16 protein-coding genes, 3 tRNA genes and 3 rRNA genes are annotated in these 24,383 nt (G+C 47.8%); 5 read left to right on the plus strand and 17 right to left on the minus strand.

Going from position 1 to position 24,383, the window contains the following annotated elements; translation table 11 throughout:
• Positions 1–105: 105 nt before the first annotated feature.
• The 7 genes from J4N44_RS16355 to lptM all read right to left on the minus strand — a co-directional run bounded on the left by J4N44_RS16355 (position 106) and on the right by lptM (position 7,364).
• Positions 106–2,592, minus strand: coding sequence for a bifunctional diguanylate cyclase/phosphodiesterase (locus tag J4N44_RS16355; protein WP_252044668.1), 2,487 nt, complete (start codon positions 2,590–2,592; stop codon positions 106–108).
• A gap of 138 nt (positions 2,593–2,730) precedes the next feature.
• Positions 2,731–3,447 carry a 5-amino-6-(5-phospho-D-ribitylamino)uracil phosphatase YigB gene (gene yigB / locus J4N44_RS16360; RefSeq protein ID WP_252044670.1) on the minus strand — a complete coding sequence of 239 codons (717 nt, stop codon included), beginning with the start codon at positions 3,445–3,447 and terminating at the stop codon, positions 2,731–2,733.
• Between the two features lie 12 nt (positions 3,448–3,459).
• Entirely contained in the window at positions 3,460–4,401 is a 942-nt protein-coding gene (xerC, locus tag J4N44_RS16365; protein ID WP_005430404.1) for a tyrosine recombinase XerC, read from the minus strand.
• Positions 4,367–5,071, minus strand: coding sequence for a DUF484 family protein (locus tag J4N44_RS16370; RefSeq protein WP_033001370.1), 705 nt, complete (start codon positions 5,069–5,071; stop codon positions 4,367–4,369). Before J4N44_RS16370 ends, xerC begins: the two co-directional genes overlap by 35 nt.
• A gap of 20 nt (positions 5,072–5,091) precedes the next feature.
• Positions 5,092–5,922 (minus strand): diaminopimelate epimerase, encoded by an 831-nt coding sequence (gene dapF, locus J4N44_RS16375; RefSeq protein ID WP_005430401.1) that lies wholly within the window; start codon positions 5,920–5,922, stop codon positions 5,092–5,094.
• Between the two features lie 10 nt (positions 5,923–5,932).
• Positions 5,933–7,186 (minus strand): diaminopimelate decarboxylase, encoded by a 1,254-nt coding sequence (gene lysA, locus J4N44_RS16380; protein ID WP_252044672.1) that lies wholly within the window; start codon positions 7,184–7,186, stop codon positions 5,933–5,935.
• A gap of 61 nt (positions 7,187–7,247) precedes the next feature.
• Entirely contained in the window at positions 7,248–7,364 is a 117-nt protein-coding gene (gene lptM / locus J4N44_RS28275; RefSeq protein ID WP_005533626.1) for an LPS translocon maturation chaperone LptM, read from the minus strand.
• A gap of 74 nt (positions 7,365–7,438) precedes the next feature.
• Between lptM and cyaY the strand changes: the two genes are divergently transcribed.
• On the plus strand, positions 7,439–7,753 hold the full coding sequence (cyaY, locus tag J4N44_RS16390) for an iron donor protein CyaY (protein WP_009695951.1): 315 nt from the start codon (positions 7,439–7,441) through the stop codon (positions 7,751–7,753).
• Positions 7,754–7,828: 75 nt separating this feature from the next.
• Here cyaY and J4N44_RS16395 read toward each other — a convergent pair whose 3' ends face one another.
• A complete protein-coding gene (locus tag J4N44_RS16395) occupies positions 7,829–10,357 on the minus strand; it encodes a class I adenylate cyclase (RefSeq protein ID WP_252044673.1) in 2,529 nt (842 codons plus the stop codon).
• Between the two features lie 348 nt (positions 10,358–10,705).
• On the opposite strand from J4N44_RS16395, the gene hemC reads away from it, so the two are divergent.
• From hemC to J4N44_RS16415, 4 genes are read left to right on the plus strand one after another with little or no spacing between them, the layout of a single operon-like run.
• Positions 10,706–11,644, plus strand: a complete 939-nt coding sequence (gene hemC, locus J4N44_RS16400) for a hydroxymethylbilane synthase (RefSeq protein WP_005430387.1) — start codon at positions 10,706–10,708, stop codon at positions 11,642–11,644.
• Positions 11,645–11,646: 2 nt separating this feature from the next.
• Positions 11,647–12,375, plus strand: coding sequence for a uroporphyrinogen-III synthase (locus tag J4N44_RS16405; RefSeq protein ID WP_038890547.1), 729 nt, complete (start codon positions 11,647–11,649; stop codon positions 12,373–12,375).
• Positions 12,376–12,392: 17 nt separating this feature from the next.
• Entirely contained in the window at positions 12,393–13,574 is a 1,182-nt protein-coding gene (locus tag J4N44_RS16410; protein ID WP_038890548.1) for a uroporphyrinogen-III C-methyltransferase, read from the plus strand.
• A complete protein-coding gene (locus tag J4N44_RS16415) occupies positions 13,574–14,755 on the plus strand; it encodes a heme biosynthesis protein HemY (protein ID WP_053050300.1) in 1,182 nt (393 codons plus the stop codon). Before J4N44_RS16410 ends, J4N44_RS16415 begins: the two co-directional genes overlap by 1 nt.
• A gap of 855 nt (positions 14,756–15,610) precedes the next feature.
• Here J4N44_RS16415 and J4N44_RS16420 read toward each other — a convergent pair.
• From J4N44_RS16420 to ubiD, 9 genes are all read right to left on the minus strand, one after another.
• Positions 15,611–15,701, minus strand: a tRNA-Ser gene (locus tag J4N44_RS16420).
• Positions 15,702–15,771: 70 nt separating this feature from the next.
• Positions 15,772–15,888: ribosomal RNA gene (gene rrf, locus J4N44_RS16425) — 5S ribosomal RNA — on the minus strand.
• A 92-nt stretch (positions 15,889–15,980) separates the two neighbouring features.
• A 23S ribosomal RNA gene (locus tag J4N44_RS16430) occupies positions 15,981–18,870 on the minus strand.
• Between the two features lie 264 nt (positions 18,871–19,134).
• Positions 19,135–19,210: transfer RNA gene (locus J4N44_RS16435), tRNA-Ala, on the minus strand.
• A gap of 43 nt (positions 19,211–19,253) precedes the next feature.
• Positions 19,254–19,330 (minus strand) — tRNA-Ile (locus tag J4N44_RS16440).
• A gap of 105 nt (positions 19,331–19,435) precedes the next feature.
• Positions 19,436–20,987: ribosomal RNA gene (locus J4N44_RS16445) — 16S ribosomal RNA — on the minus strand.
• The 16S, 23S and 5S rRNA genes sit together here with 3 tRNA genes alongside, the layout of an rRNA operon.
• Before the next feature lie 471 nt (positions 20,988–21,458).
• A complete protein-coding gene (gene fre, locus J4N44_RS16450) occupies positions 21,459–22,172 on the minus strand; it encodes an NAD(P)H-flavin reductase (protein WP_154203322.1) in 714 nt (237 codons plus the stop codon).
• A 14-nt stretch (positions 22,173–22,186) separates the two neighbouring features.
• Positions 22,187–22,456: a 2Fe-2S iron-sulfur cluster-binding protein gene (locus J4N44_RS16455; RefSeq protein ID WP_009696789.1), complete on the minus strand. Its 270-nt coding sequence runs from the start codon at positions 22,454–22,456 to the stop codon at positions 22,187–22,189.
• Positions 22,453–24,306: a 4-hydroxy-3-polyprenylbenzoate decarboxylase gene (gene ubiD / locus J4N44_RS16460; RefSeq protein ID WP_252044674.1), complete on the minus strand. Its 1,854-nt coding sequence runs from the start codon at positions 24,304–24,306 to the stop codon at positions 22,453–22,455. Before ubiD ends, J4N44_RS16455 begins: the two co-directional genes overlap by 4 nt.
• Positions 24,307–24,383: the final 77 nt, after the last annotated feature.

Consider the following 24,383-nt stretch of genomic DNA (forward strand, 5'->3'; position numbering starts at 1 on the left):
TTCTTAAGAGTCAAAAAACGCAGCTTTAACGCTGCGTTTTTTATTGGCTGCTGTTTCACGTGAAACAAAACATAGAGCACTTAAGCTCAATTAGAGCACAGCACATTAAAACAAACGTGTCGGCTCACCTAAGTAATAACCTTGCAGATAGTCCACCCCCATGTCCTGAGCAATATCGCACACCTCTTTGTTGTGCACGAACTCCGCGACGGTCTTAGCATTAAATACCTGACACAAACGCACCAACTGCGAGGCAATCTTACGCTGCTTTTGGTCTTTGTCGATGTAGCGAATCAAACTGCCATCGAGCTTAATCACTTCCGGCTCTAACTTGAGAATCTCATCAATATTGGAGTAACCCGAGCCAAAGTCGTCCACAATGATGCGTGCGCCTAGGCTTCTAAAGTGACTGCACACCTCAATCATTCGTCCGTAGTCTTTGATTTGCTCTGACTCCAACACTTCTAAACCAATCCGTCTTGGGTCGTTCAGTTGGGTAATTGCATGTTCAAGCAACATCAAGGTTTTATCGCTGAGTAAATCCTGAGGTGACAAGTTAATTGAGAAGTCACCATGCTGGTCTTTCATGTAGTTGAGTGTTGAGCGAATCATGTGACGACTCAAACGCGTGTACAAATGCGTATCAGAAATGATGGGTAAGAAACGCCCCGGTGCAATGATGCTGCCATCCTCTTCCATGATACGCACCAAACACTCTTGGCTCGCGGGACGATGGTTATAAGCGTGCACAATTGGCTGACTGTAGGTAATGATGTTCTGCTTGAGGATGGCGCGGCTCACACAGCTTAGCCAACCCAACTGCTCTTTTCGCACATCTTCACTGACCTCAATGTCTTTGGCATTGCAGATGTGAGTATTACTTCGCACCCCAGCTCTTCGCGCTTCGATGCCTTTTAGTAGTAGCTCATCTGGCGAAGCATTGGGGAAGTCACGACGGCTAACTAAGCCACCGCACAATGAAATCGAAAGGTAATCAATATCTCGTAAGCCACTTGGTTCAAAGTTGGTTTGCTCAACCGCATCAGCAAAGCGAGTAAAGTGTTGCTTAATCATTTCACTGCTTCCGTCAGCTTTGAATAAGAACGCCCACTCACCGACACCAATGCTATAAAGTTGCAGCGCGGCAGGTTTACCAAGCCGTTTACGTAGGCGATTGCTAAAGTGCATCGACAAGTCTTTCAGCAGTTGGTCGCCAACGCGATAACCGTACTTTTCGTTGATATGGCTAAAGTTAAGCAGTTTGAGCGTCAGTAAATGCTCATCGGTATCAATGCTGATCAAACGCTCTTGCAGCGCAACACGATTTTGTAATCCTGTGCGGCTATCTCGGCGGAAGCTCTGTTCTAGCTTTTTCGCTTGGCGATCGAGTTGATACCCCATATGAGCGTTCATGTTATTTAGATCGCCAATCGCATTGCGGATCAGGCTAAACAAGGGAGAGATAGAAGTGCTCACTTCTTGCTGTGGCATATTAAGCGCAGCAACTTCATCCCCCTCACGCATCGCCAAGTAAGTCAGGCTATGGTGCAGAATTTCTTGTTGGTGATTCTCGCCGTACAACTCGCCCATGCAGTAACTGCCCGACGTGTGAGAAATGTCCGTGAAGGCACGAACTTCATCGCTGCTATCAATAAAATCAAGTCGCGATGCGCAGTTATAAATCATCACGGCTTCAGGCTGATGCATGGAAAGCTCCACCACCCCATGGCGAACTTGTTCAAGCGTTAACGAAGGATGGTTGTAACAGAACTGCACTTCATCACCCAAGCACCAAGGGCGATCAAAGCTCATGCTGCCGTCGGGATGGATTTCCGTCACGGCACACACCTCTTTGCGCCCAATGGATTCTCGATAAAGTGGGAAGTTCAGCAGTTGATTGAGCGATAGGTCGTGCCCGTCAGCAAGGTAATGTTTGTACACTTCCAACGCTTTACGCTCTCCTAAGCGATACAAGCGCGTCCCTTTGGCGTGAGTAACCTTATGCGGCATACCAATCGGGTTCCACTCAGAATACGCGCTCGTCCATGTTTTCAAGGTATCGCTGTGCAAGGCAACCGCGACAACCGCTTCGTCATAAACTTGGTCTTGATGCAGAACCCAACAACCGTCATCGATGGTTTGAGCCAAGCCGCCAGAAACCTTCGGACCGTCGGCATCAAATACGCGATACACCGGATAGTCACGGCGTTCGATTTGGACAGAAAAGCTAATAATGGCTTTGGAGTTATCTTGCAGCTGTAAAGCTTGCTTGAGATCGTAGCCATCGATATCTGGCGAGAAGGAATAATGCTGAACCGCAGACGTGAGCGTGGTTTGTTCAAACTCCATCACACATACTAAGCAGCCATGGTTGATGATTTCACCTTCCAAGATAACGTGACGAGTGCTGTGACCGATGATGTGCGTGTTGGGTAATCTTTCGAGTATTGCCCGAGCGAGCGAGACGGCGGAGTCGCGTGATTGGGTGGATAAGAGTTGCACCAGATAACGTTTATCTGCACAACACTGAGAAGTGACTAAAAAGTCATTAAGCTGATCCACATTTTGAACCAGTTGAGAGAATGCTCGCATTTACCCTACCACTGCCGTCATCAAGCCACACCACATGAAAGTGATTTTATTATTTTACTTTGATGAGAGTAATTTACGTGGCTTTAGACGGCTTTTCTAGAGTCAGAATGAAGATTGAATGGATTAATGCGAAAGTGATTACAAAAGTGCGAGTAACGACTGCAAGTTATTGATTTCAATGTCAGGTAACGTTCGCGTTTTTGCCTGAGTAATGACATTTTTATTCATGTCATTAAACCAGCATGCGGCAAAACTCGCGAGTTTTGCACCTTGAACATCCGTCACCAGATGATCGCCGACATGAAGAATGTGCTCACTAGGAAAATCCAGAAACTGCTGCGCTTTGGTGAACATATCCGGCGCAGGTTTCGCGCTGCCATCCGATCCTGCTTTCAGCACTTGCTGGAAATAAGGCGTAAGACCAATTCGATCTAAATCCACATTACCGTTAGTGATTGCTACCAGCGGGATTTCTTGCCCGAGTTCAGCAAGTACATCGAGGCTTTGCTGTGGTACTTCAAAACGGTTACGCCAGTCTAAAGCAACCTCGACTGCGGCTTGCGCAGCGGTATGCGCCGCTTCGTTATCGTACCCAACTTGAGAGAAGGCTTGCTTAAGTTGTACTAAGCGCCACAAAGTGACGTCACTCTTCAGCTCAGGTTGTTGCTGCACGACACGTTGCTTGAGTGCAAACCAATCGGCTTTATCCATGTGAGCGACCGCCGGATGATGGAGTTTAAGCCAAGACAACAACTCACGCTCCATACGAACTATCACTGGATAGTTATCATAGAGGGTGTCATCAAGGTCAAACGTCATCGCCTTTACAGGCGCAATACGGCGGTAGAATTTCATGAGATTCCTTGGTTAGTCCGACTTATCGTCGTTTCTCTTACGGGCTCTTGGATGCGCCTGATCATAAGCTTGTGCTAAATGTTGGAAATCCAAGTGGGTGTAGATTTGGGTAGTGGAAATGTTTTCGTGCCCCAATAGCTCTTGCACCGCACGTAAGTTATTGCTCGATTCCAACATGTGCGTCGCAAACGAGTGACGCAGTTTGTGCGGGCTGATATGGCTCGCTACCGACTGTTTCTGCCCCCATTCCGCCATACGCTTTTGCACACTGCGATGTGAGATTCGTGTACCCAGCTTAGAAACAAACAGTGCCGGTTCACCCGGCGCGGCTAGATCACCACGCACACGCAGCCACTTGCCAACCCATTCGGTTGCCATACCAGAGAATGGCACTTTACGTTCTTTATCGCCTTTACCAATCACTCGTAATTCGCCACTGCGCAGCTGAACATCACGCACGTCTACGCTCACCAGTTCTGCCAAACGCAGACCAGCGCCGTACATTAGCTCCATCATGGCACGATCGCGTACCGCTAACGGGTCGTCCTCGTTCACTTCGAGCAATTGGTTTACTTCATCCACATCGAGGTTCTTTGGTAGTGGACGTTTCTTACGTGGCGCCGAAACCCCTTTGGCTGGGTTAGCTGACATTTCTCCACGTAGGATCAGGAAATCGAAAAAGCTGCGTAGAGAAGATAAGCGCGTCGCTAAGCTGCTGGCTTTCATGCCTTCACGCATGCCTTTACCTGCCAATTGACGAACCCAACCAGCATCGACTTGAGACCAATCTTTCAACCCCATCTCAGCCAAGTGGTGAGCCATGGTTTCCAATTGTTGTTTGTAGTTGCGTTGGGTGTGCAGGCTAAGCCCCTTTTCGCTTCGCAGGAATTCGTAGAAGCGTTCAAGAGGCTTTTGAAGACTATTTGGCAGAGGAGTGTTGGGAGTTGTCGTCATCGTGACTTTGCCATACCAATGTTTGAGCGAGATGTGCCACTACTAAGGATAGGTGACGCAAAAACAAGGTATCCATATCTGGTTGGAAATGACCGCCATCTTCGCTAGAAAACGCCAGTACGCCAAGCGTCTGCTTTTTCACAAGCGGTAACACCACATAGGAACCCATTTCTGGAACGTCCATATCTCCAAACAACGCTTCGCGATCCACTTTACGCAGACGACCTAAGTACGCCTCTTTGCCGTTTAAGTGGTTGGTAGCAAAACGTTGGTAGCTTTCCTTACTCAATTGAGTCGCAGCATCACACTGGCTCAATAGACGCACATACGCCTTCAAGCCAAGGTCTTTGGCTTTCAGCTCAATGGCGTTGATGACTTGCTTAAAGTCGCCGCACTTAAGGATTTGTCCTTGCAGATCCATGAACTCGTAGAAGGTGCGATCATTGTTCGCCGCTAAAGACATCAGTGTGGTGATCTCTTCTTCTAGCTCTTCAATTCGTTGACGTTGGCGGTTCATTTGAATGTGAACTAACGAGACCGTGCCTAAATCTGCATGAGGCATAGAAAGGCGATCAACCAATTCTGGGCGTTGAACGAAGAAGTCAGGATGATCTTTTAAATACTGAGCAACGACTTCTGCGGTCAGCGCATCCGCTTCAACTTCTGGGATTTGGTTTTCTTGTTCTTCAACTAGCACGACAATTGACCATCAAATACGTGAGTTGCTGGACCGGTCATAAACAATGGTTTGCCTGGACCTTGCCAAGATATGCGTAGGTCACCACCAGGAAGTGAAACTTTCACGTTTTCATCCAATAGACCTTGCAGGATGCCCACCGCAACTGCGCCACAGGCACCGCTGCCGCAAGCTTGTGTTTCACCCGCACCACGCTCATACACGCGTAGGCGGATGTGATTGCGATTCACAACTTGCATAAAGCCCGCGTTCACACGCTCAGGGAAGCGTTCGTGTGATTCTAATAGCGGTCCGAGTGTTTCCACTTCTGCCGTATCCACATCGTCGACCACAGTCACCACGTGCGGGTTACCCATGCTCACTGCGCCACAGAACAGGGTCTTATCGCCTGCACGCATGATGTAGGTTTTCTCTTTCTGCTTCGCTTTGAAAGGGATCTTGTTCGGCTCGAATTCAGGTACGCCCATGTTCACCGTGACTTCACCATCATCTTCAACATCAAGAATCATCTTACCTTTCTTGGTGCTAACGCTGATGCTGTACTTATTAGTCAAACCTTTCAAACGGACGAAACGCGCGAAACAGCGAGCGCCATTACCACACTGCTCAACTTCACTACCATCGGCATTAAAAATGCGGTAGTGGAAATCGGTTTCTGGATCATAAGGCGCTTCAACCACGAGCAATTGGTCAAAACCGACGCCCGTGTGACGATCCGCCAAACGACGGATCAAATCTTGCGAGAAAAACACGTTCTGGGTAATGCAGTCGACGACCATAAAGTCGTTGCCCAAACCGTGCATTTTGGAAAAGTGGAAATGCATTTGTTGTGTGTTACTCCGGTAGAATCTGTTCCAGCTGCCACAAACTGGTCAGCTCCTCACGCTGGCGAACAAGGTGGCTTTGGTTGCCATCCACCATCACTTCCGCCGCTCGGGTACGAGTATTGTAGTTCGAAGACATCACAAAACCATAGGCGCCAGCAGAGCGAACCGCGAGTAGATCACCTTCTTGCAGCACTAGTGCTCGATCTTTGCCCAAGAAATCGCCCGTTTCACAGATAGGTCCGACTAAGTCGTAAGTCTGTGCTTCACCTTCGCGTGGTGAAACTGGAACAATATCTTGCCATGCTTGATACAGCGCAGGACGCATTAAGTCGTTCATCGCCGCATCGATAATCGCAAAGTTTTTGTGCTCAGTGTGTTTTAGGAATTCCACACGCGTCAACAAGATACCAGCGTTAGCTGCAATTGCACGACCTGGTTCGAAAATCAGTTCAAGATCTTGATGGTTCTCAAGACGACCTAACAGTGCTTTCGCGTAATCAGAAGGCTGTGGTGGCAATTCATCACGATATACCACACCCAGACCACCACCAACGTCCAGATGACGGATGTTGATGCCTTGTGCTTTCAGATCATCAATCAGAGCCAAGAGGCGATCTGTCGCGTCGATGAAAGGTTCAATCTCAGTCAACTGAGAACCAATGTGGCAGTCAATACCTTGCACGTTGAGATTTGGTAGGCTCTGAGCAAATTTATATACTGCCGGAGCACGGTCAAAAGCGATACCAAACTTGTTGTCGCGCAGACCAGTCGAGATGTAAGGGTGTGTTTTTGCATCTACGTCAGGGTTAATTCGTAGAGAAATCGGTGCAACCACACCTAACTCACCTGCGACTTTGTTCAAGCGCTCAAGTTCAGGTTCTGATTCCACGTTGAAGCATTTGATGCCCAGCTCCAGTGCGCGTTTCATCTCTGCTGGCGTTTTACCAACCCCCGAGAACACCACCTTCTTCGCATCACCGCCAGCCGCGATAACGCGTTCAAGCTCACCACCCGATACAATATCGAAACCTGAACCCAAACGAGCCAGTGCATTCAATACGCCAAGGTTAGAGTTTGCTTTTACTGCGTAACAAACAAGATGAGGATGCTGACCCACAGCGCTATCAAACGCATTCCAGTGACGCTCTAGCGTTGCTCGTGAGTAAACATAAAGAGGAGTGCCATGTTGCTCGGCGAGAGCTTGGAGTGAGACGTCTTCGGCCCAAAGCTGGGCATCATCCTGATAGTTGAAGTAATCCAAAATTTGCTTCCCTTAATTAATTCGACTGCTAAACCCTGTTTTCACCCGAAGGTGTGGCTGATTATTGTGACTGCTCGTTTTGTTGAGCGTCATCTGGGATATAAAGTGAACCTGATTGACCACAACCAGCAAGGGTCGCTGCAACCATCACAAACAACACCGTAAGTAATTTTTTCATTTTGCATATCGTGATTATTAAACCAATGCCCCCTATAATCGCACCACACTCAGGAAAAGCAATAGGATAGACGGATGAACGATACTGAATTTCATCAACTGGTGGATGCGCAGATGCAACTCATCGAAGAATCCATCGATGATTCAGGTGCAGACATTGATTACGAAGTCACTGGCAACGTAATGACATTAGAGTTTGAAGACCGCAGCCAAATCATCATTAACCGCCAAGAGCCAATGCATGAGATCTGGTTAGCATCGAAGTCTGGTGGCTTCCACTTCAAGCTAGTCGATAGCAAATGGACTTGCTCTAAAACGGGCATGGAACTGTTTGCAATGGTGAAAGAAGAATGTGAAAAACACGCTGGTGAAACGATCGATTGGGCATAAGCCAAATGGGTCTTCGTGACGACCAGTCACCTAAACGAAAAAAGAGCACCGAGGTGCTCTTTTTTGTTATTCATTTTACGCGTTCACCGCTTTCGTTGGACGAGTCGGCGTACAGCCATCATTACGGTAAGGGATAATGTAGGTGTTCCCTTCTTCTGGATGAATAATTTGGTAGTACTGCGGCAAGTTAAAGTTAATAAACTTCGACGATACACGATTATCATCTTTCACCGAGGTGTAGAAGCTGTTCACTGACGCAATCATTTCATCTTTCGAACCACTGAATTGATGATAAACCTCAACTTGGTTTGACTCATCCAATACGTAGATATTGAAACCATCGTCAGTGTCTTCAAAGAAGAACTGCACCAAACCTTCACTGGCAAAGCCATCCACTACTTCTGGTAGTTGATACTCTTGCTCACGATCCAGCATCAACAACGGTGAACCTTTCAGCTTGTTAGTTGAAATGCTGCGGTAGAAATCGACCGAGTTTTCCAGCTTCTGAACCGATACGCCACGACGCTCAAAGAACAAACCGTAAGTTTGGTTAGCAAGACGCATGGCTTTAAAGCGACGGCGTTTCTCTTGCTCAACCGGTTTCAAACGTAAGTCGATACACTCTGCCAATAGCTGATACACCATATTGCGCATCACGCCACGCATGTTCTTCGCGTAGCAGAATACATCCACCGACTCTGGCGGAATCGCATCTTGGTGCATTTTGCCAAGAATGGTCTTCAATGCATCCAACATCGCGGTTTCACCTTTGAAGTGCAGGGTACGCACTTCGTGCCATGAGTTGCGATAAACCAAATCGACACTGCCGACCAAGTTAATTTGCTCAGGACCAAAGCTGAAGATATCGGTGTTTTTCACATCCACTTTGAGTGAGCGACCAGACAACTCTGCCGTCGGGTCATTTTCAAAGTTGATGAACATCGCCATCTGACTAATTTCACACGGGCTACCCAGCGCTTGCATGGTTGGGCGACGTTTACGTAACGAGAAGGTGTTACGTAGGTCACTCACCATTTGGTAGAACTTATCGATGTCTAACTGCGCCTCACGCACCACCGCGTGCAAACGCGTTGACTCGGTAATCAAACCGTTGAAGAACGCCCAAGAAACCAACTTACTCAAGTACTCATGATGCTCAAGACAAGGCTGACCAAGAATGCGGTGCGCAATCAGTGGTTGCTTGTACAAGTACCAACCTGATTTGTTCACCCCCCCCTCTTTTACTTCAATGAAGCTCAAGTCGGGTTCGTGCAAATCTGGCGAGATCTGAGGGTTAAGCAAAGTAACTTTACCCGGCAGCACTTCGAATGCCGCGTACAGCTTACGAGCAAGAATACTGATGTCTTGCGGGCTGATCGCTGAAGTAATGTCGTTACGACGCGCAAACTGAATCAAGTTACGGTAGCTTTGCATCAAAGCATCCAACAGTGCATGGTGCACCACTTTCACTTGTTCTACTTTCCAGTTACGGCGATCGTCGAGCTCTGCCAATACCACTTCATCCCAATCCCATTTCGCAATCATGTCGCTCAAGGCTTCACGACGCCAAGCTACAGAGCCTACATCAGGTTCACGAGACAGTTTTTCATGGGTTTTAAGGTAGAAACAGCGACGAACTAAATCCAAACGTGTGTCGTCTTGGATTCGCTCTAGGTAACGCGTTACTTTCTCTAGCATCAAGTAGTACGCATCCATGCCGTACAAGTCAGGCTCGTGGGCAAAGAAGCGACGTTTGGTGTCGATACTGAGAAGTTGTGTGTGCGGGTATTCCCACGAGTAAGCTTCAAGCAAGATCGCTTTCAACACGGACTTGTAAGGGGAATCGATACTCTTGTACAGCTGCCACAAGTTCGAACCGAAGTACTCTTCAGCAGGAATGCGGTTAAGCTGACCAAAATTGATCCACTCATCACAGTTGATGTAACCATCTTTACAAAGCTGTGCAACGTACTCGTCGTAACACTCTTCCATTTCTGGTGGCACGATTTGCCACAACAAACGCTGTCCAGCTAGACGTACCGCAGAACGGTAGAACTCATCCAGCAATAATAAATGCTGAGAAGAACCACAGTTATCGCCGGTCATCTCTTCTGAACGGTTGCTACGAAAACGCTCTTCATCCATTAAGAAGAAGTTCGCTTCTACACCTTGGCTTTGTGCCCAATCGGTGATCAGCAAGCATTTGTTGGTCAGCAGTTCACGTTGGTCGTTATCCATCTCCGGTGAAATACACACCCAAATATCCAAATCACTTGAGGTACTTTGACCAATCGAAGAGGTACTGCCCATGGTGTACAAACCTAAGATCGCAGGTTGCTCTGCTGTCTTAAGCGCTTGACCAATCGTCAGTTGAGTATCATCAAGGAATCGTTGTTGGAGTTCGTTCAGCTCTAGACCAAACACACCATAAGGGACGTCTGCATCGAAGTAGCCGGGAATAACAGGATGGTTGTAGTTCAACAAGGCAGGAATCAAGTGGAAGACTTGCTGGCTTTGCGAATCCATAAGCGCCAGCGCACGGTCGATCCGTTGCTGGTTCAGGTTATCTAATCGCTGAATAAGTTTTTGGGTGTAAGCCTGCAAGGGAAGTTCCTTGGTTGAACAATCACGAAAATCTGCTGATGTTTTAAACCAAAACGGCTTAAAAACGTGATCAATTTAACACTTTCATCAGGGTTGGTAAAGATTTCCACCTGCAAATAGTTGTGGTCTAAAAACCCCACACTAGTCGCAAAAATTGATAGCGCAGTAGTGTCGCTTGTATTCGCCTATAACTAATAATAGTCCTTAGTCTAAATGAGAATCCAGTCACACTATTTCCATAACGTTATGTAATTCCATTCATGACGCTCAGAGAAGACTAACTAACATTAAGATTTTCACGCGTTGAGTGGTAGGATTAGGCAAAACTAAAACAGCATTGAGAAGACCATGACACAATCTACGCCAATTCGCATTGCAACTCGAAAAAGCCCTCTTGCCCTATGGCAAGCACACTTTGTAAAAGACGCACTTCAAGCAGCTCATCCAGGTTTGGAAGTAGAACTCGTCACTATGGTGACCAAAGGCGACATCATTTTGGATACGCCGCTAGCCAAAGTGGGTGGTAAAGGCTTGTTCGTTAAAGAGCTAGAAGTGGCAATGCTTGAAGGTCGTGCAGACCTTGCGGTGCACTCAATGAAAGATGTACCAGTAGACTTCCCTGAGGGTCTTGGCTTGGTGACGATTTGTGAGCGTGAAGACCCACGTGATGCCTTCGTTTCTAACACTTACAACAACATTGATGAGCTGCCACAAGGCGCAGTTGTAGGTACTTGTAGCCTGCGTCGCCAGTGTCAGTTAAAAGAATACCGCCCAGACCTAGTTATCAAAGAGTTGCGTGGCAACGTAGGTACTCGTCTAGGTAAGCTAGATGCAGGTGAATACGACGCGATCATTCTTGCAGCAGCAGGTCTGAAACGCCTTGAGCTAGAAGAGCGCATCCGTAGCTTTATCGAGCCAGAGCAATCACTGCCAGCAGTAGGTCAAGGTGCGGTAGGTATTGAATGCCGTGTGGATGACGAGCGTCTACTTAAGCTGCTTGAGCCACTAAACCATCAAGATACGGCAGATCGCGTACGCTGTGAGCGCGCGATGAACCTCACCCTTGAAGGCGGTTGTCAGGTGCCAATCGGCAGTTACTCACTGCTTGATGGCGACAACATCTGGCTTCGCGCATTGGTTGGTGAACCAGACGGCAGCCTAATTGTGCGTGGTGAAATTCGTGGTCACCGCAACGATGCCGAAGCACTCGGTGTTCAACTGGCTAACGAGCTACTTGAAAACGGTGCGCGCGACATCCTAACCAAACTGTACGCAGACCACGAATAATCATGGCAGTGTTGGTCACTCGTCCGGGAGAGCAAGGCATGGCGCTTTGCTCTCTGCTCGAAAGGCACGGCAAAACTGCAATTCATCACCCTCTGATCGACATCGTCGCCGATCTCAGCGACACGCAACTCTCCAAATACATTGAAACCGCTCAAATCATCATTGCTGTTAGCCAACATGCGGTGCAATGCGCGGAGCAAATCTTGCAGAACCACGCTAAATCATGGTCTAAGCAGGCTGTATACCTTGCCGTTGGTCAAAAAACAGCACACTATTTAAGCAAATGTACCCAACAAAAAGTACACTATCCACAAGTCAGTGATAGTGAGCACTTGTTGCAGCTACCCGAGCTAAACAATGTAGAAAAACAAACAGTTCTGATCCTCCGTGGCAACGGCGGTAGAGAGCTGATAAAAGATGCATTGGTGAGACGTGGAGCAAAAGTTCACTATAGTGAGACTTATAAGAGAGAATTTATCCCATTCGATCCAGTAAGCTGTGTCTCACTATGGAAAACCCAACAAATCGACCAGATTATCGTCACCAGTGGTGAACAACTGGATTATTTGTGCAGCCAATTGACGTCAGAGCAATTGACTTGGCTTAATCAACAAGAGTTGTATATCCCCAGTCAGCGAATCGCTGACATCGCAATTCAACGGGGCTTCACTCAGGTCAGGTGCACAGGAAGCGCATCCAACCAAGAATTACTGGCTGCTCTCCAGCCCTAGCTACACAGGATATAGGCATGACAAGTAAAAATAACGACCAAAAGAATAACGATAAAAACCTTTCCGAAGAAACCACATCGGCACCGCTAGCTGAAAAAGACACGCCTAAGAAGGAATCTGAGCCAACCAAGCCAGAACAACCAAACAAAGTTGAATTTGAAGAGAAGCAAGGCAAACGCGGCGTCAAGCTGGGTACTGTCGCTATCGTCTTATCACTGATTTTTGGTGGCGGTCTCACTTACAAAATGCTTGAGCAGCAATCTGAATACCAAACTCAGATCGCTCAGCTGCAAAGCCAACTGGAGCAAGCTCAATCAGCAATGAAGCAAGAGCTTAGCCAAGTAAAAGAAGAAACCATTGAAAAAGCGACCACAGTCACTCACAAAGCAGAAGTGGTACTGGGTCAGCAACAAAAGAGCATCGAAAGCCTGCAACTGGCAGTCGCTGATGTGAAAGGTCGTCGTCCAAATGACTGGCTACTGGCAGAAGCTGACTACCTAGTAAAACTGGCAGGTCGTAAATTGTTCCTAGAGCACGACGTAGAAAGTGCTACTCAATTGATGGAAAGCGCGGACCAACGTATCGCAGCGCTGAACGACCCAAGCTTGGTCGGTCTGCGTAAAGCCATGGCAAACGACATTACTAAGCTGCGTGTTGTTCCTTTAGTAGACCGTGATGGCTTGGTATTGCGCCTCACTGCACTACAACAGCAAGTAGACAAACTGCCACTTGCGAATGCTTTACTACCAGAAGCGGCTGCGGTAGAGAAACAACAAGTGTCTGAAGACATTGCAAACTGGCAAGATAACCTGATGACGTCACTAAAAGACTTCTCAGAAAACTTCATCACTTTCCGCACTCGTGACGGCAACGTAATCCCTCTATTGTCACCACAACAACACTTCTACTTGAAAGAAAACATCAAAGCGAAGTTAGAGACGGCAATTAAAGCGGTTTACCAAGAGCAAGGTGAAATCTACACCACCTCTTTAGAAACAGCAGACAAATGGGCAATGGCATTCTTCAACCAAGACGACAACTCGGTGAAAGAATTCAACAAAACACTGAGCCAACTGAGCAAGCAAGACATTCAAGTTGAATACCCTGCGAAGCTAGAAAGCCAAAACCAACTCTCTGACGTGATTCGTGAACGCCTACGTCGTGAAGTGACCACAATGACAGGTACGGAGGATAAGTAATGGTTCGTCTTATTTTCCTATTTGTTGTTCTTGGTGCCGGCTTATTTGTTGGCACTCAATTCTCAGGTCAGCAAGGTTATGTCCTGATCTCAATTGCCAACAAAACCATTGAGATGAGTGTAACCACTCTAGTGATCTTCGTGATTGCTGCCTTGGCGGCGCTGTTCTTCCTAGAATACGTGGTCAAGAAAGTGGTTTACGCAAGCTCAAGCACATGGAATTACTTTAGTGTGCGCAAAATGCGTCGCTCTCGTCGCTACACCAACGAAGGTATCATCAAGCTACTTGAAGGTGACTGGAAAGGCGCAGAGAAGAAAGTAACACGCTGGGCAAACCACCACGATATGCCTCTTCTATGTTACTTAGTGGCTTCAGAAGCTGCGCAAGGTCAAGGTGACAAAGCCAAGCGTGACCAGTACCTAGAACTGGCAAGCCAGCAAGAAAACGCGCACCTAGCGGTAGAGTTAACTCGCGCGAAGCAGTTCATTCGTGATAACGAATTCGAATCTGCATTCGATACGCTACAAGCGCTGAAAGGTCAGTACGCGAATAACTCGATTGTTCTTAACCTGCTAAAGACCACTTACATGCAGCTTAAGCTGTGGCAACCGCTGATCGATCTGATGCCTCAGCTAAGCAAAGCCAAACTGGTAACTGAAGAAGAGCAAGCGGAACTGATTCAGAAAGCACAATGCGGCTTGCTACACGAAGTGGCTCAGCAACAAGGCAGCGAAGGTCTTATCTCACACTGGAACGGTTTGCCACGTAAGGTAAAACAAAACGCTCATTTGATCGGTTGTTTTGCTCACGAGCTCATCTCACGTAAAGCAGATAACGAGGCATTCACAGTAATCAAAGAAGCACTGAAGAAGAGCCCAACACCAGAGCTGTACCAGTTACTGCCAGAGCTAAACTTACCGGATAGCCACCCAGTCATCGTATTCTTGGAAGGTGTCTTGAAGCGTGAACCAGAAAACGCAGCGGCACAAAGTGCATTAGCGCACTTCTTCTTCCGCCAAGAAAAATGGCAAGAAGCGCAAGAGCACTTCGAGGTTGCGCTAAAACTTCGCTCAGACGTTTCTGACTATGCTTACCTAGCCGATACACTAGAGAAGCAAAACCTAACAAAAGCGGCTCACGAGGTCTCTCGTAAAGCGCTAACGCTAGTTCAAAACAACTAAGCGGTTCCGAAAGTAGAAAGCCGACAGATTACTGTCGGCTTTTTTATTGCCTGCAATTCTTCATGCCCTATCATCGTACGACTGACTCCCCCAAGAGCAGAGTTCCCTCTACTGACTGCACCTGATTAGAAATACTCATCAAAGCTTATGTCGTTCATTCCAAGCTGCTCTTCTTCGTGTCATTAAGAACCACGTGAAACAGCCGCGAGCACTTCCTGCAAGATAGAGAGATTGGTTCTAAATGGTTAGGAGGGAAAACCTCCTTCAGAGCACAGTAAAGCGTAGTAATGGCAAAAGAAATAATTAGAGTAATGTTATGTACTCATTTCAATGAGAAAGGCCCCATACAGCGCTTGGGTAGCGTTTGTTATAAAAGCTAAAGCAAAGAGTCATGTTCATCGGTAATAAGTATTAAAAGGTGCTCAGACGCTCTAATACATATTGAATACTACAGCGAGTAGAAACTCTCTTTTGTTGAGAAGATAGGGATAGGAATGGCGAGGAGAAAGCTCAATCACTTTCGCTAGACGGCGGCTTCAATAACCCTTCAAGACAAAGAAAATAGAAAGCCTCAAAGTACGACTTAACACTGGGCTGCTTATTGAGTGGAGAGCAGAAGCGCTAGTTTGGAGCTGTACTCGGTTAGGAGGTTGATTCAAATCGCTTCACCTATTTGCAAGCTCCAGAAGCGACAAAAACCCGCCGATTTTTCAGTGGGCTTTCTTCGTAGTGACTGAGTTCGAGGACGATTGATCCTAAGTCACGACTGACTTCGGACTTAATGCAAATCCCGTCTAATTCACAAACGTCAGAAATGAAAAAAGCCTCGCTATTTCTAGCGAGGCTTCTTAATAGTGGCGGAGAGATAGGGATTTGAACCCTAGATACGCTATTAACGTATGCCGGTTTTCAAGACCGGTGCTTTCAACCACTCAGCCATCTCTCCACAAATTGTCATCAACAGATTAGTACACTGGTGATGTTGTTACTTGTCTACACAGGTAACGATATTTAAAGCCTGGCGATGTCCTACTCTCACATGGGGAAGCCCCACACTACCATCGGCGCTAATTCGTTTCACTTCTGAGTTCGGAATGGAAATCAGGTGGGTCCAAATCGCTATGGTCGCCAAGCAAATTCTTTAATTCGGAAAACTGATTTTAAGTTCTACTTACACACATTCAATGTTCTTACATCGAGTCCATCAAAACCCCTTGGGTGTTGTATGGTTAAGCCTCACGGGCAATTAGTACAGGTTAGCTCAACGCCTCACAACGCTTACACACCCTGCCTATCAACGTTCTAGTCTCGAACAACCCTTTAGGATACTTAAAGTATCAGGGAAGACTCATCTCAGGGCTCGCTTCCCGCTTAGATGCTTTCAGCGGTTATCGATTCCGAACTTAGCTACCGGGCAATGCGTCTGGCGACACAACCCGAACACCAGAGGTTCGTCCACTCCGGTCCTCTCGTACTAGGAGCAGCCCCCTTCAATCTTCCAACGCCCACGGCAGATAGGGACCGAACTGTCTCACGACGTTCTAAACCCAGCTCGCGTACCACTTTAAATGGCGAACAGCCATACCCTTGGGACCGACTTCAGCCCCAGGATGTGATGAGCCGACATCGAGGTGCCAAACACCGCCGTCGATATGAACTCTTGGGCGGTATCAGCCTGTTATCCCCGGAGTACCTTTTATCCGTTGAGCGATGGCCCTTCCATTCAGAACCACCGGATCACTATGACCTGCTTTCGCACCTGCTCGAACCGTCATTCTCGCAGTCAAGCGGGCTTATGCCATTGCACTAACCTCACGATGTCCAACCGTGATTAGCCCACCTTCGTGCTCCTCCGTTACGCTTTGGGAGGAGACCGCCCCAGTCAAACTACCCACCAGGCACTGTCCGCAACCCCGATTAGGGGTCAACGTTAGAACATCAACACTACAAGGGTGGTATTTCAAGGACGGCTCCACACAATCTAGCGACCGTGCTTCAAAGCCTCCCACCTATCCTACACATGTAGGGTCAATGTTCAGTGCCAAGCTGTAGTAAAGGTTCACGGGGTCTTTCCGTCTAGCCGCGGGTACACTGCATCTTCACAGCGATTTCAATTTCACTGAGTCTCGGGTGGAGACAGCGTGGCCATCATTACGCCATTCGTGCAGGTCGGAACTTACCCGACAAGGAATTTCGCTACCTTAGGACCGTTATAGTTACGGCCGCCGTTTACCGGGGCTTCGATCAAGAGCTTCGACCGAAGTCTAACCCCATCAATTAACCTTCCGGCACCGGGCAGGCGTCACACCGTATACGTCATCTTACGATTTTGCACAGTGCTGTGTTTTTAATAAACAGTTGCAGCCACCTGGTATCTGCGACTCTCAATAGCTCCATCCGCGAGGGACTTCACCGTCGAGAGCGTACCTTCTCCCGAAGTTACGGTACCATTTTGCCTAGTTCCTTCACCCGAGTTCTCTCAAGCGCCTTGGTATTCTCTACCCGACCACCTGTGTCGGTTTGGGGTACGATTCCTTACAATCTGAAGCTTAGAGGCTTTTCCTGGAAGCATGGCATCAATGACTTCACTACCGTAGTAGCTCGACGTCGTGTCTCAGCCTTAAAAAGAGCCGGATTTACCTAACTCTTAAGCCTACGCACTTGAACCTGGACAACCGTCGCCAGGCCCACCTAGCCTTCTCCGTCCCCCCATCGCAATTGTAAGAAGTACGGGAATATTAACCCGTTTCCCATCGACTACGCCTTTCGGCCTCGCCTTAGGGGTCGACTTACCCTGCCCCGATTAACGTTGGACAGGAACCCTTGGTCTTCCGGCGAGGAGGTTTTTCACCCCCTTTATCGTTACTCATGTCAGCATTCGCACTTCTGATACGTCCAGCATGCGTTACCACACACCTTCAACCGCTTACAGAACGCTCCCCTACCCAATGCACTAAAGTGCATTGCCGCAGCTTCGGTTTACTACTTAGCCCCGTTACATCTTCCGCGCAGGCCGACTCGACCAGTGAGCTATTACGCTTTCTTTAAATGATGGCTGCTTCTAAGCCAACATCCTGGCTGTCTGAGCCTTCCCACATCGTTTCCCACTTAGTAGTAATTTGGGACCTTAGCTGGCGGTCTGGGTTGTTTCCCTCTCCACGACGGACGTTAGCACCCGCCGTGTGTCTCCCGGATAGTACTTACTGGTATTCGGAGTTTGCAAAGGGTTGGTAAGTCGGGATGACCCCCTAGCCTTAACAGTGCTCTACCCCCAGTAGTATTCGTCCGAGGCGCTACCTAAATAGCTTTCGGGGAGAACCAGCTATCTCCAGGTTTGATTGGCCTTTCACCCCTAGCCACAAGTCATCCGCTAATTTTTCAACATTAGTCGGTTCGGTCCTCCAGTTGATGTTACTCAACCTTCAACCTGCCCATGGCTAGATCACCTGGTTTCGGGTCTATATCCAGAGACTGAACGCCCAGTTAAGACTCGGTTTCCCTACGGCTCCCCTAGATGGTTAACCTTGCCACTGAATATAAGTCGCTGACCCATTATACAAAAGGTACGCAGTCACACCACGAAGGTGCTCCTACTGCTTGTACGTACACGGTTTCAGGTTCTATTTCACTCCCCTCACAGGGGTTCTTTTCGCCTTTCCCTCACGGTACTGGTTCACTATCGGTCAGTCAGTAGTATTTAGCCTTGGAGGATGGTCCCCCCATATTCAGACAGGATATCACGTGTCCCGCCCTACTCGATTTCACTTTAAATGCGTTGCCGGTTACGGGGCTATCACCCTGTATCGCACAACTTTCCAGAAGTTTCACCTGACGCATAAAAAGCTTAAGGGCTAGTCCAATTTCGCTCGCCGCTACTTTCGGAATCTCGGTTGATTTCTTTTCCTCGGGGTACTTAGATGTTTCAGTTCCCCCGGTTCGCCTCGCTGCGCTATGTATTCACGCAGCGATACTTACTTATGTAAGTGGGTTTCCCCATTCGGAAATCCCAGACTCAAATGGTTTTTACTACCTAATCTGGGCTTATCGCAAGTTAATACGTCCTTCATCGCCTCTGACTGCCAAGGCATCCACCGTGTACGCTTAGTCACTTAACCATACAACCCGAAGGAGTTTCGAGTTGATGAACAAGTCACCAAAGTTGTCTGCAATTTTTATACATGATGCAGACTCGATTTTGCCGGACTCAAATTCCAAGAACACTTGAATGTGTTGTATTGGTGTTTGTCATAAAGACAAACATTGAGAACTTTACAAACAAACTTAAAAGTTTGTTTTGTCAGCTTTCCAAATTGTTAAAGAGCTAATCACTTCTAATGAAGTAACCATTTTTAAAAGCACTCATCGAATGCGCTTAAAGATGGTGGAGCTAAGCAGGATCGAACTGCTGACCTCCTGCGTGCAAGGCAGGCGCTCTCCCAGCTGAGCTATAGCCCCATCAAGGTGTCGATACTGTATACCAATTCCTTGGGAAGGGAATTGGTGGGTCTGAGTGGACTCGAACCACCGACCTCTCGCTTATCAGGCGAACGCTCTAACCACCTGAGCTACAGACCCAGTATCGTCTCTTTTACTTTATAAACCGTATCAATCTGTGTGGACACTCATCGTGACTCATTTGTCTTCACTTTTTAAAAGTGAAAGCAAACTATCCGTATCGTATAAGGAGGTGATCCAGCGCCAGGTTCCCCTAGCGCTACCTTGTTACGACTTCACCCCAGTCATGAACCACAAAGTGGTAAGCGTCCTCCCGAAGGTTAAACTACCTACTTCTTTTGCAGCCCACTCCCATGGTGTGACGGGCGGTGTGTACAAGGCCCGGGAACGTATTCACCGTGGCATTCTGATCCACGATTACTAGCGATTCCGACTTCACGGAGTCGAGTTGCAGACTCCGATCCGGACTACGACGCACTTTTTGGGATTCGCTCACTCTCGCAAGTTGGCTGCCCTCTGTATGCGCCATTGTAGCACGTGTGTAGCCCTACTCGTAAGGGCCATGATGACTTGACGTCGTCCCCACCTTCCTCCGGTTTATCACCGGCAGTCTCCCTGGAGTTCCCACCCGAAGTGCTGGCAAACAAGGATAAGGGTTGCGCTCGTTGCGGGACTTAACCCAACATTTCACAACACGAGCTGACGACAGCCATGCAGCACCTGTCTCAGAGTTCCCGAAGGCACCAATCCATCTCTGGAAAGTTCTCTGGATGTCAAGAGTAGGTAAGGTTCTTCGCGTTGCATCGAATTAAACCACATGCTCCACCGCTTGTGCGGGCCCCCGTCAATTCATTTGAGTTTTAATCTTGCGACCGTACTCCCCAGGCGGTCTACTTAACGCGTTAGCTCCGAAAGCCACGGCTCAAGGCCACAACCTCCAAGTAGACATCGTTTACGGCGTGGACTACCAGGGTATCTAATCCTGTTTGCTCCCCACGCTTTCGCATCTGAGTGTCAGTATCTGTCCAGGGGGCCGCCTTCGCCACCGGTATTCCTTCAGATCTCTACGCATTTCACCGCTACACCTGAAATTCTACCCCCCTCTACAGTACTCTAGTCTGCCAGTTTCAAATGCTATTCCGAGGTTGAGCCCCGGGCTTTCACATCTGACTTAACAAACCACCTGCATGCGCTTTACGCCCAGTAATTCCGATTAACGCTCGCACCCTCCGTATTACCGCGGCTGCTGGCACGGAGTTAGCCGGTGCTTCTTCTGTCGCTAACGTCAAATAATGCAGCTATTAACTACACTACCTTCCTCACGACTGAAAGTGCTTTACAACCCGAAGGCCTTCTTCACACACGCGGCATGGCTGCATCAGGCTTGCGCCCATTGTGCAATATTCCCCACTGCTGCCTCCCGTAGGAGTCTGGACCGTGTCTCAGTTCCAGTGTGGCTGATCATCCTCTCAGACCAGCTAGGGATCGTCGCCTTGGTGAGCCATTACCTCACCAACTAGCTAATCCCACCTAGGCATATCCTGACGCGAGAGGCCCGAAGGTCCCCCTCTTTGACCCGTAGGTATTATGCGGTATTAGCCATCGTTTCCAATGGTTATCCCCCACACCAGGGCAATTTCCTAGGCATTACTCACCCGTCCGCCGCTCGACGCCGTTATCGTCCCCCGAAGGTTCAGATAACTCGTTTCCGCTCGACTTGCATGTGTTAGGCCTGCCGCCAGCGTTCAATCTGAGCCATGATCAAACTCTTCAATTTAAGATTTTGTTCGGCTCAATGAATACTGAACATTACATAAGTAATGTTTGAATTGACTGTGCTGAATCTTTCGATTCAATGGTCACTTCGTTTCATTGAAACCTAATTTGATACCGAAGTATCTAATTGGATTATCATCAACGAGTGCCCACACAGATTGATAGGTCTATATTGTTAAAGAGCTTGCTTATCGAGAAGTTTTTCTCTCAAAGCGGAGGTGCATTCTAACGAGATAATTGAGAGTGTCAAACACTTTTTTCAATTTATTTTCTCAGAAGCTTTTCACCTCTCCGACCCTGCTGAAGCCTTATCGCGTCTGCCGTGTCGGTGGATGCGCATTATAGGGAACTCAGATCCGTTCGCAACCCTTTTTTGAAAAAAAATGGAAAAAACTAACTGTTCGATGACTATTTCATCAAAAAAGCAAAAAAGAGGGTAAAAAACCCTCTTTTTCTGCCTCAAAAGCTGTATTTAAATGAATGCGTACGCGTCTGCGAACATACGTTCGCTCTTTGCTTTCTTGTTCTGAGTGAACTGTTCACGTGCTGCGCCAGCCATTTCAAAACGGCCTGCAATATAGATATCGTAGTTTTCTAAGCTTTCGAAATCTTCGGCTACTGCTTGTAGCACGTTGCCAACTTTACCTTGCCAGTCTGCAGGTGCTTCTTCTACAACTGGAACAAAGTGAACGTTAGTAAATTTATCAGCAATTTCGACCAGCTCTTCTTTAGCGTACAGCTGGCAGTTATCGCGCGCCCCCCAGTATAGGTAAATAGGGTTGGTTTTGTTCTGTGCAACACAGTGATCTAGAATTGAGCGCACGTAACTAAAGCCTGTACCACCAGCAATCAACAATAGTGGGCGTTCGCTTTCTTCTTGAACCCAAGCATCACCATGTGGAGCATCAATCTCGATATGACCATCTGTTTCTAGTGCCGCTTGCATTGCTTCAACGACTTCTAGCGCATAAGCGTTGTGTTCCGCCGCACCGATATGCAGTTCAAGTTCACCTTCATGACGACATGGACTGCTCGCAATCGAGAAAGGACGTTTGTCTTTTTCACCCATCACAACCATGAGGTACTGACCTGCTTTAAAAGGTACAGGTGATTCTGGGTGAAGAAGGATTTGATAAGTATTACAAGCTAACGGCTGAATAGACTTTACTTTACATTGGATGGTCATGGTGTTCCTCTCGCTTACTCATCAAAAGTAAGCACTAAATTACTTTCTGTATAGGCTTGGCAAGGGAATATCCAACCTTGCTGTTGCTCTTTTTCGGTTAGCATCGGTTCGAGGTGGTAACTCACCTCGCCCGTTAGCTTTTTACACATGCACATGGCGCAAGCGCCAACTTGGCAACGATGTGGGAAGCGAATATTGTTGTTGAGCGCAGCTTCCAACACCGTCTCCCCTTCTTTTACTTGGAACGTAACGTCCATTGGTAGAAGGTGGACTTGATGACTCATAGAATACCTAACTGGTCCCAAATCTCATCGACTTTAGCCACAAGTTTAGGATCTTTTTTGATAGGCGTACCCCACTCGCGCATGACTTCGGATTCAAACTTGTTGGTCGCATCCAATCCTAATTTGGATGAACTAGCAGTCTTACTATGCACTTGAATAGTATCTCTATCTGGATCCATTCGGGTTGTTACAGCCCAAATGATGTCATTCCAATCTCGTGCATTAACGTCATCGTCACACAAGATAATGAATTTGTTATCCGTGTGCTGAGCAAAGAAGTCCCACAGGTATTCCATCAAGGCTTGCGATTGACCAGCTTGGTCTTTCTTCATGGTCACAACAACGAACTGGTTATTTGCTGTTGCAGGTAGATAGATATCGACAATCTCAGGGCGTTGTTGTTTCAACTCATTCAGCTCTGTTTCGGTAATCGCTATGCTGTCTCGCTCAGTGACCTCGGTTCGCGTCGCTAGCTCGGCATCCCATTTAATGGTTGCATCTAGCCCCATCTTGGATCCAAGACCAACCACTGGCGAAGCAAAATCTAGAGAGTCGATTGGCGTGTTATCTATCATCAAGGTATCACGCACAGGATCCATATGCTCTGACATGGCTTTCACGACATCATTCCAATCTCGTGCGTTTACCGATTCATCGCACACAATAACAAACTTGGTATACATGAATTGGCGTAAGAAAGACCACACGCCCATCATTACGCGCTTGGCATGTCCTGGGTACTGCTTCTTCATGGTGACGACTGCCATTCGGTACGAACAACCTTCTGGCGGCAGATAGAAATCTTCAATCTCTGGGAATTGCTTTTGCAGAATCGGCACAAACACTTCGTTTAATGCCACACCCAATACAGCTGGTTCATCTGGCGGACGACCAGTGTAGGTGCTGTGATAAATAGGATCTTTACGCATAGTAATGTGCGTAATGGTGAATACGTGGTGCTTTTCTTTTTCGTTATAGTAGCCAGTGTGGTCACCGTAAGGACCTTCATCAGCAAACTCGTTTGGGTCGATATAGCCTTCCATCACGATTTCCGCGCTCGCTGGCACTTCCAAATCATTACTGACTGACTTCACGACTTCAGTTTTGCTTCCACGCAACAAACCTGCAAATGCGTATTCCGATAGCGTATCTGGCACTGGTGTTACCGCGCCAAGAATGGTAGCTGGGTCTGCACCAAACGCGACCGAAACTGGGAAAGGTTTACCTGGATTGGTTTCCATCCAATCGCGCAGGTCGAGCGCACCACCTCGGTGAGCTAACCAACGCATGATGATTTTGTTCTTGGCAATTTTCTGCTGACGATAAATGCCTAGGTTCTGACGTTTTTTGTTTGGACCTTTGGTTACGGTTAAGCCCCAAGTAAGCAGCGGCGCAACATCTTCTGCCCAACAGCTCATTACCGGAACCTTATCCAAGTCAACTTCATCACCTTGCCAAACAATGTCTTGGCATGGTGCTTTACGTAAACGCTTAGCCGGCATGTTCAATACTTGTTTGAACACAGGCAGTTTTTCCAACGCGTCTTTGAAGCCTTTTGGTGGCTCAGGTTCTTTTAAATAAGCCAGTAGCTTACCGACTTCTCTTAATTCTTTAACGTCTTCGCGTCCCATACCGATTGCGACGCGCTCTGGCGTACCAAATAGGTTCGTCAAAACAGGCACGTCGTAGCCGATTGGGTTCTCAAACAACAATGCAGGACCACCAGCACGCAAGGTGCGGTCACTAATTTCTGTCATTTCGTAAGCGGGATCGACGGGGTGAGTGATGCGTTTAAGTCGACCTTTCTGTTCTAGGTGGTCGATAAATTCGCGTAAATCCTTAAAACTCATAGGCCTTCATGCTGGCTGATTAAACTGTCCGCAGTATAACAAATAGGAGGACGCTAAGATCCTCCTATTTTGTGTGG

The sequence above is a fragment of the Vibrio sp. SCSIO 43155 genome, assembly GCF_023716605.1.
Taxonomy (GTDB): domain Bacteria; phylum Pseudomonadota; class Gammaproteobacteria; order Enterobacterales; family Vibrionaceae; genus Vibrio; species Vibrio harveyi.

Bases quoted from the DNA above. Each gene is read 5' to 3' on its own strand.
- J4N44_RS16355 (WP_252044668.1), bottom strand. From the start codon at position 2,592: ATGCGAGCATTCTCTCAACTGGTTCAAAATGTGGATCAGCTTAATGAC.
- yigB (WP_252044670.1), bottom strand. From the start codon at position 3,447: ATGAAATTCTACCGCCGTATTGCGCCTGTAAAGGCGATGACGTTTGAC.
- xerC (WP_005430404.1), bottom strand. From the start codon at position 4,401: ATGACGACAACTCCCAACACTCCTCTGCCAAATAGTCTTCAAAAGCCT.
- dapF (WP_005430401.1), bottom strand. From the start codon at position 5,922: ATGCATTTCCACTTTTCCAAAATGCACGGTTTGGGCAACGACTTTATG.
- lptM (WP_005533626.1), bottom strand. From the start codon at position 7,364: ATGAAAAAATTACTTACGGTGTTGTTTGTGATGGTTGCAGCGACCCTT.
- cyaY (WP_009695951.1), top strand. From the start codon at position 7,439: ATGAACGATACTGAATTTCATCAACTGGTGGATGCGCAGATGCAACTC.
- hemC (WP_005430387.1), top strand. From the start codon at position 10,706: ATGACACAATCTACGCCAATTCGCATTGCAACTCGAAAAAGCCCTCTT.
- J4N44_RS16405 (WP_038890547.1), top strand. From the start codon at position 11,647: ATGGCAGTGTTGGTCACTCGTCCGGGAGAGCAAGGCATGGCGCTTTGC.
- J4N44_RS16410 (WP_038890548.1), top strand. From the start codon at position 12,393: ATGACAAGTAAAAATAACGACCAAAAGAATAACGATAAAAACCTTTCC.
- J4N44_RS16415 (WP_053050300.1), top strand. From the start codon at position 13,574: ATGGTTCGTCTTATTTTCCTATTTGTTGTTCTTGGTGCCGGCTTATTT.
- fre (WP_154203322.1), bottom strand. From the start codon at position 22,172: ATGACCATCCAATGTAAAGTAAAGTCTATTCAGCCGTTAGCTTGTAAT.
- J4N44_RS16455 (WP_009696789.1), bottom strand. From the start codon at position 22,456: ATGAGTCATCAAGTCCACCTTCTACCAATGGACGTTACGTTCCAAGTA.
- ubiD (WP_252044674.1), bottom strand. From the start codon at position 24,306: ATGAGTTTTAAGGATTTACGCGAATTTATCGACCACCTAGAACAGAAA.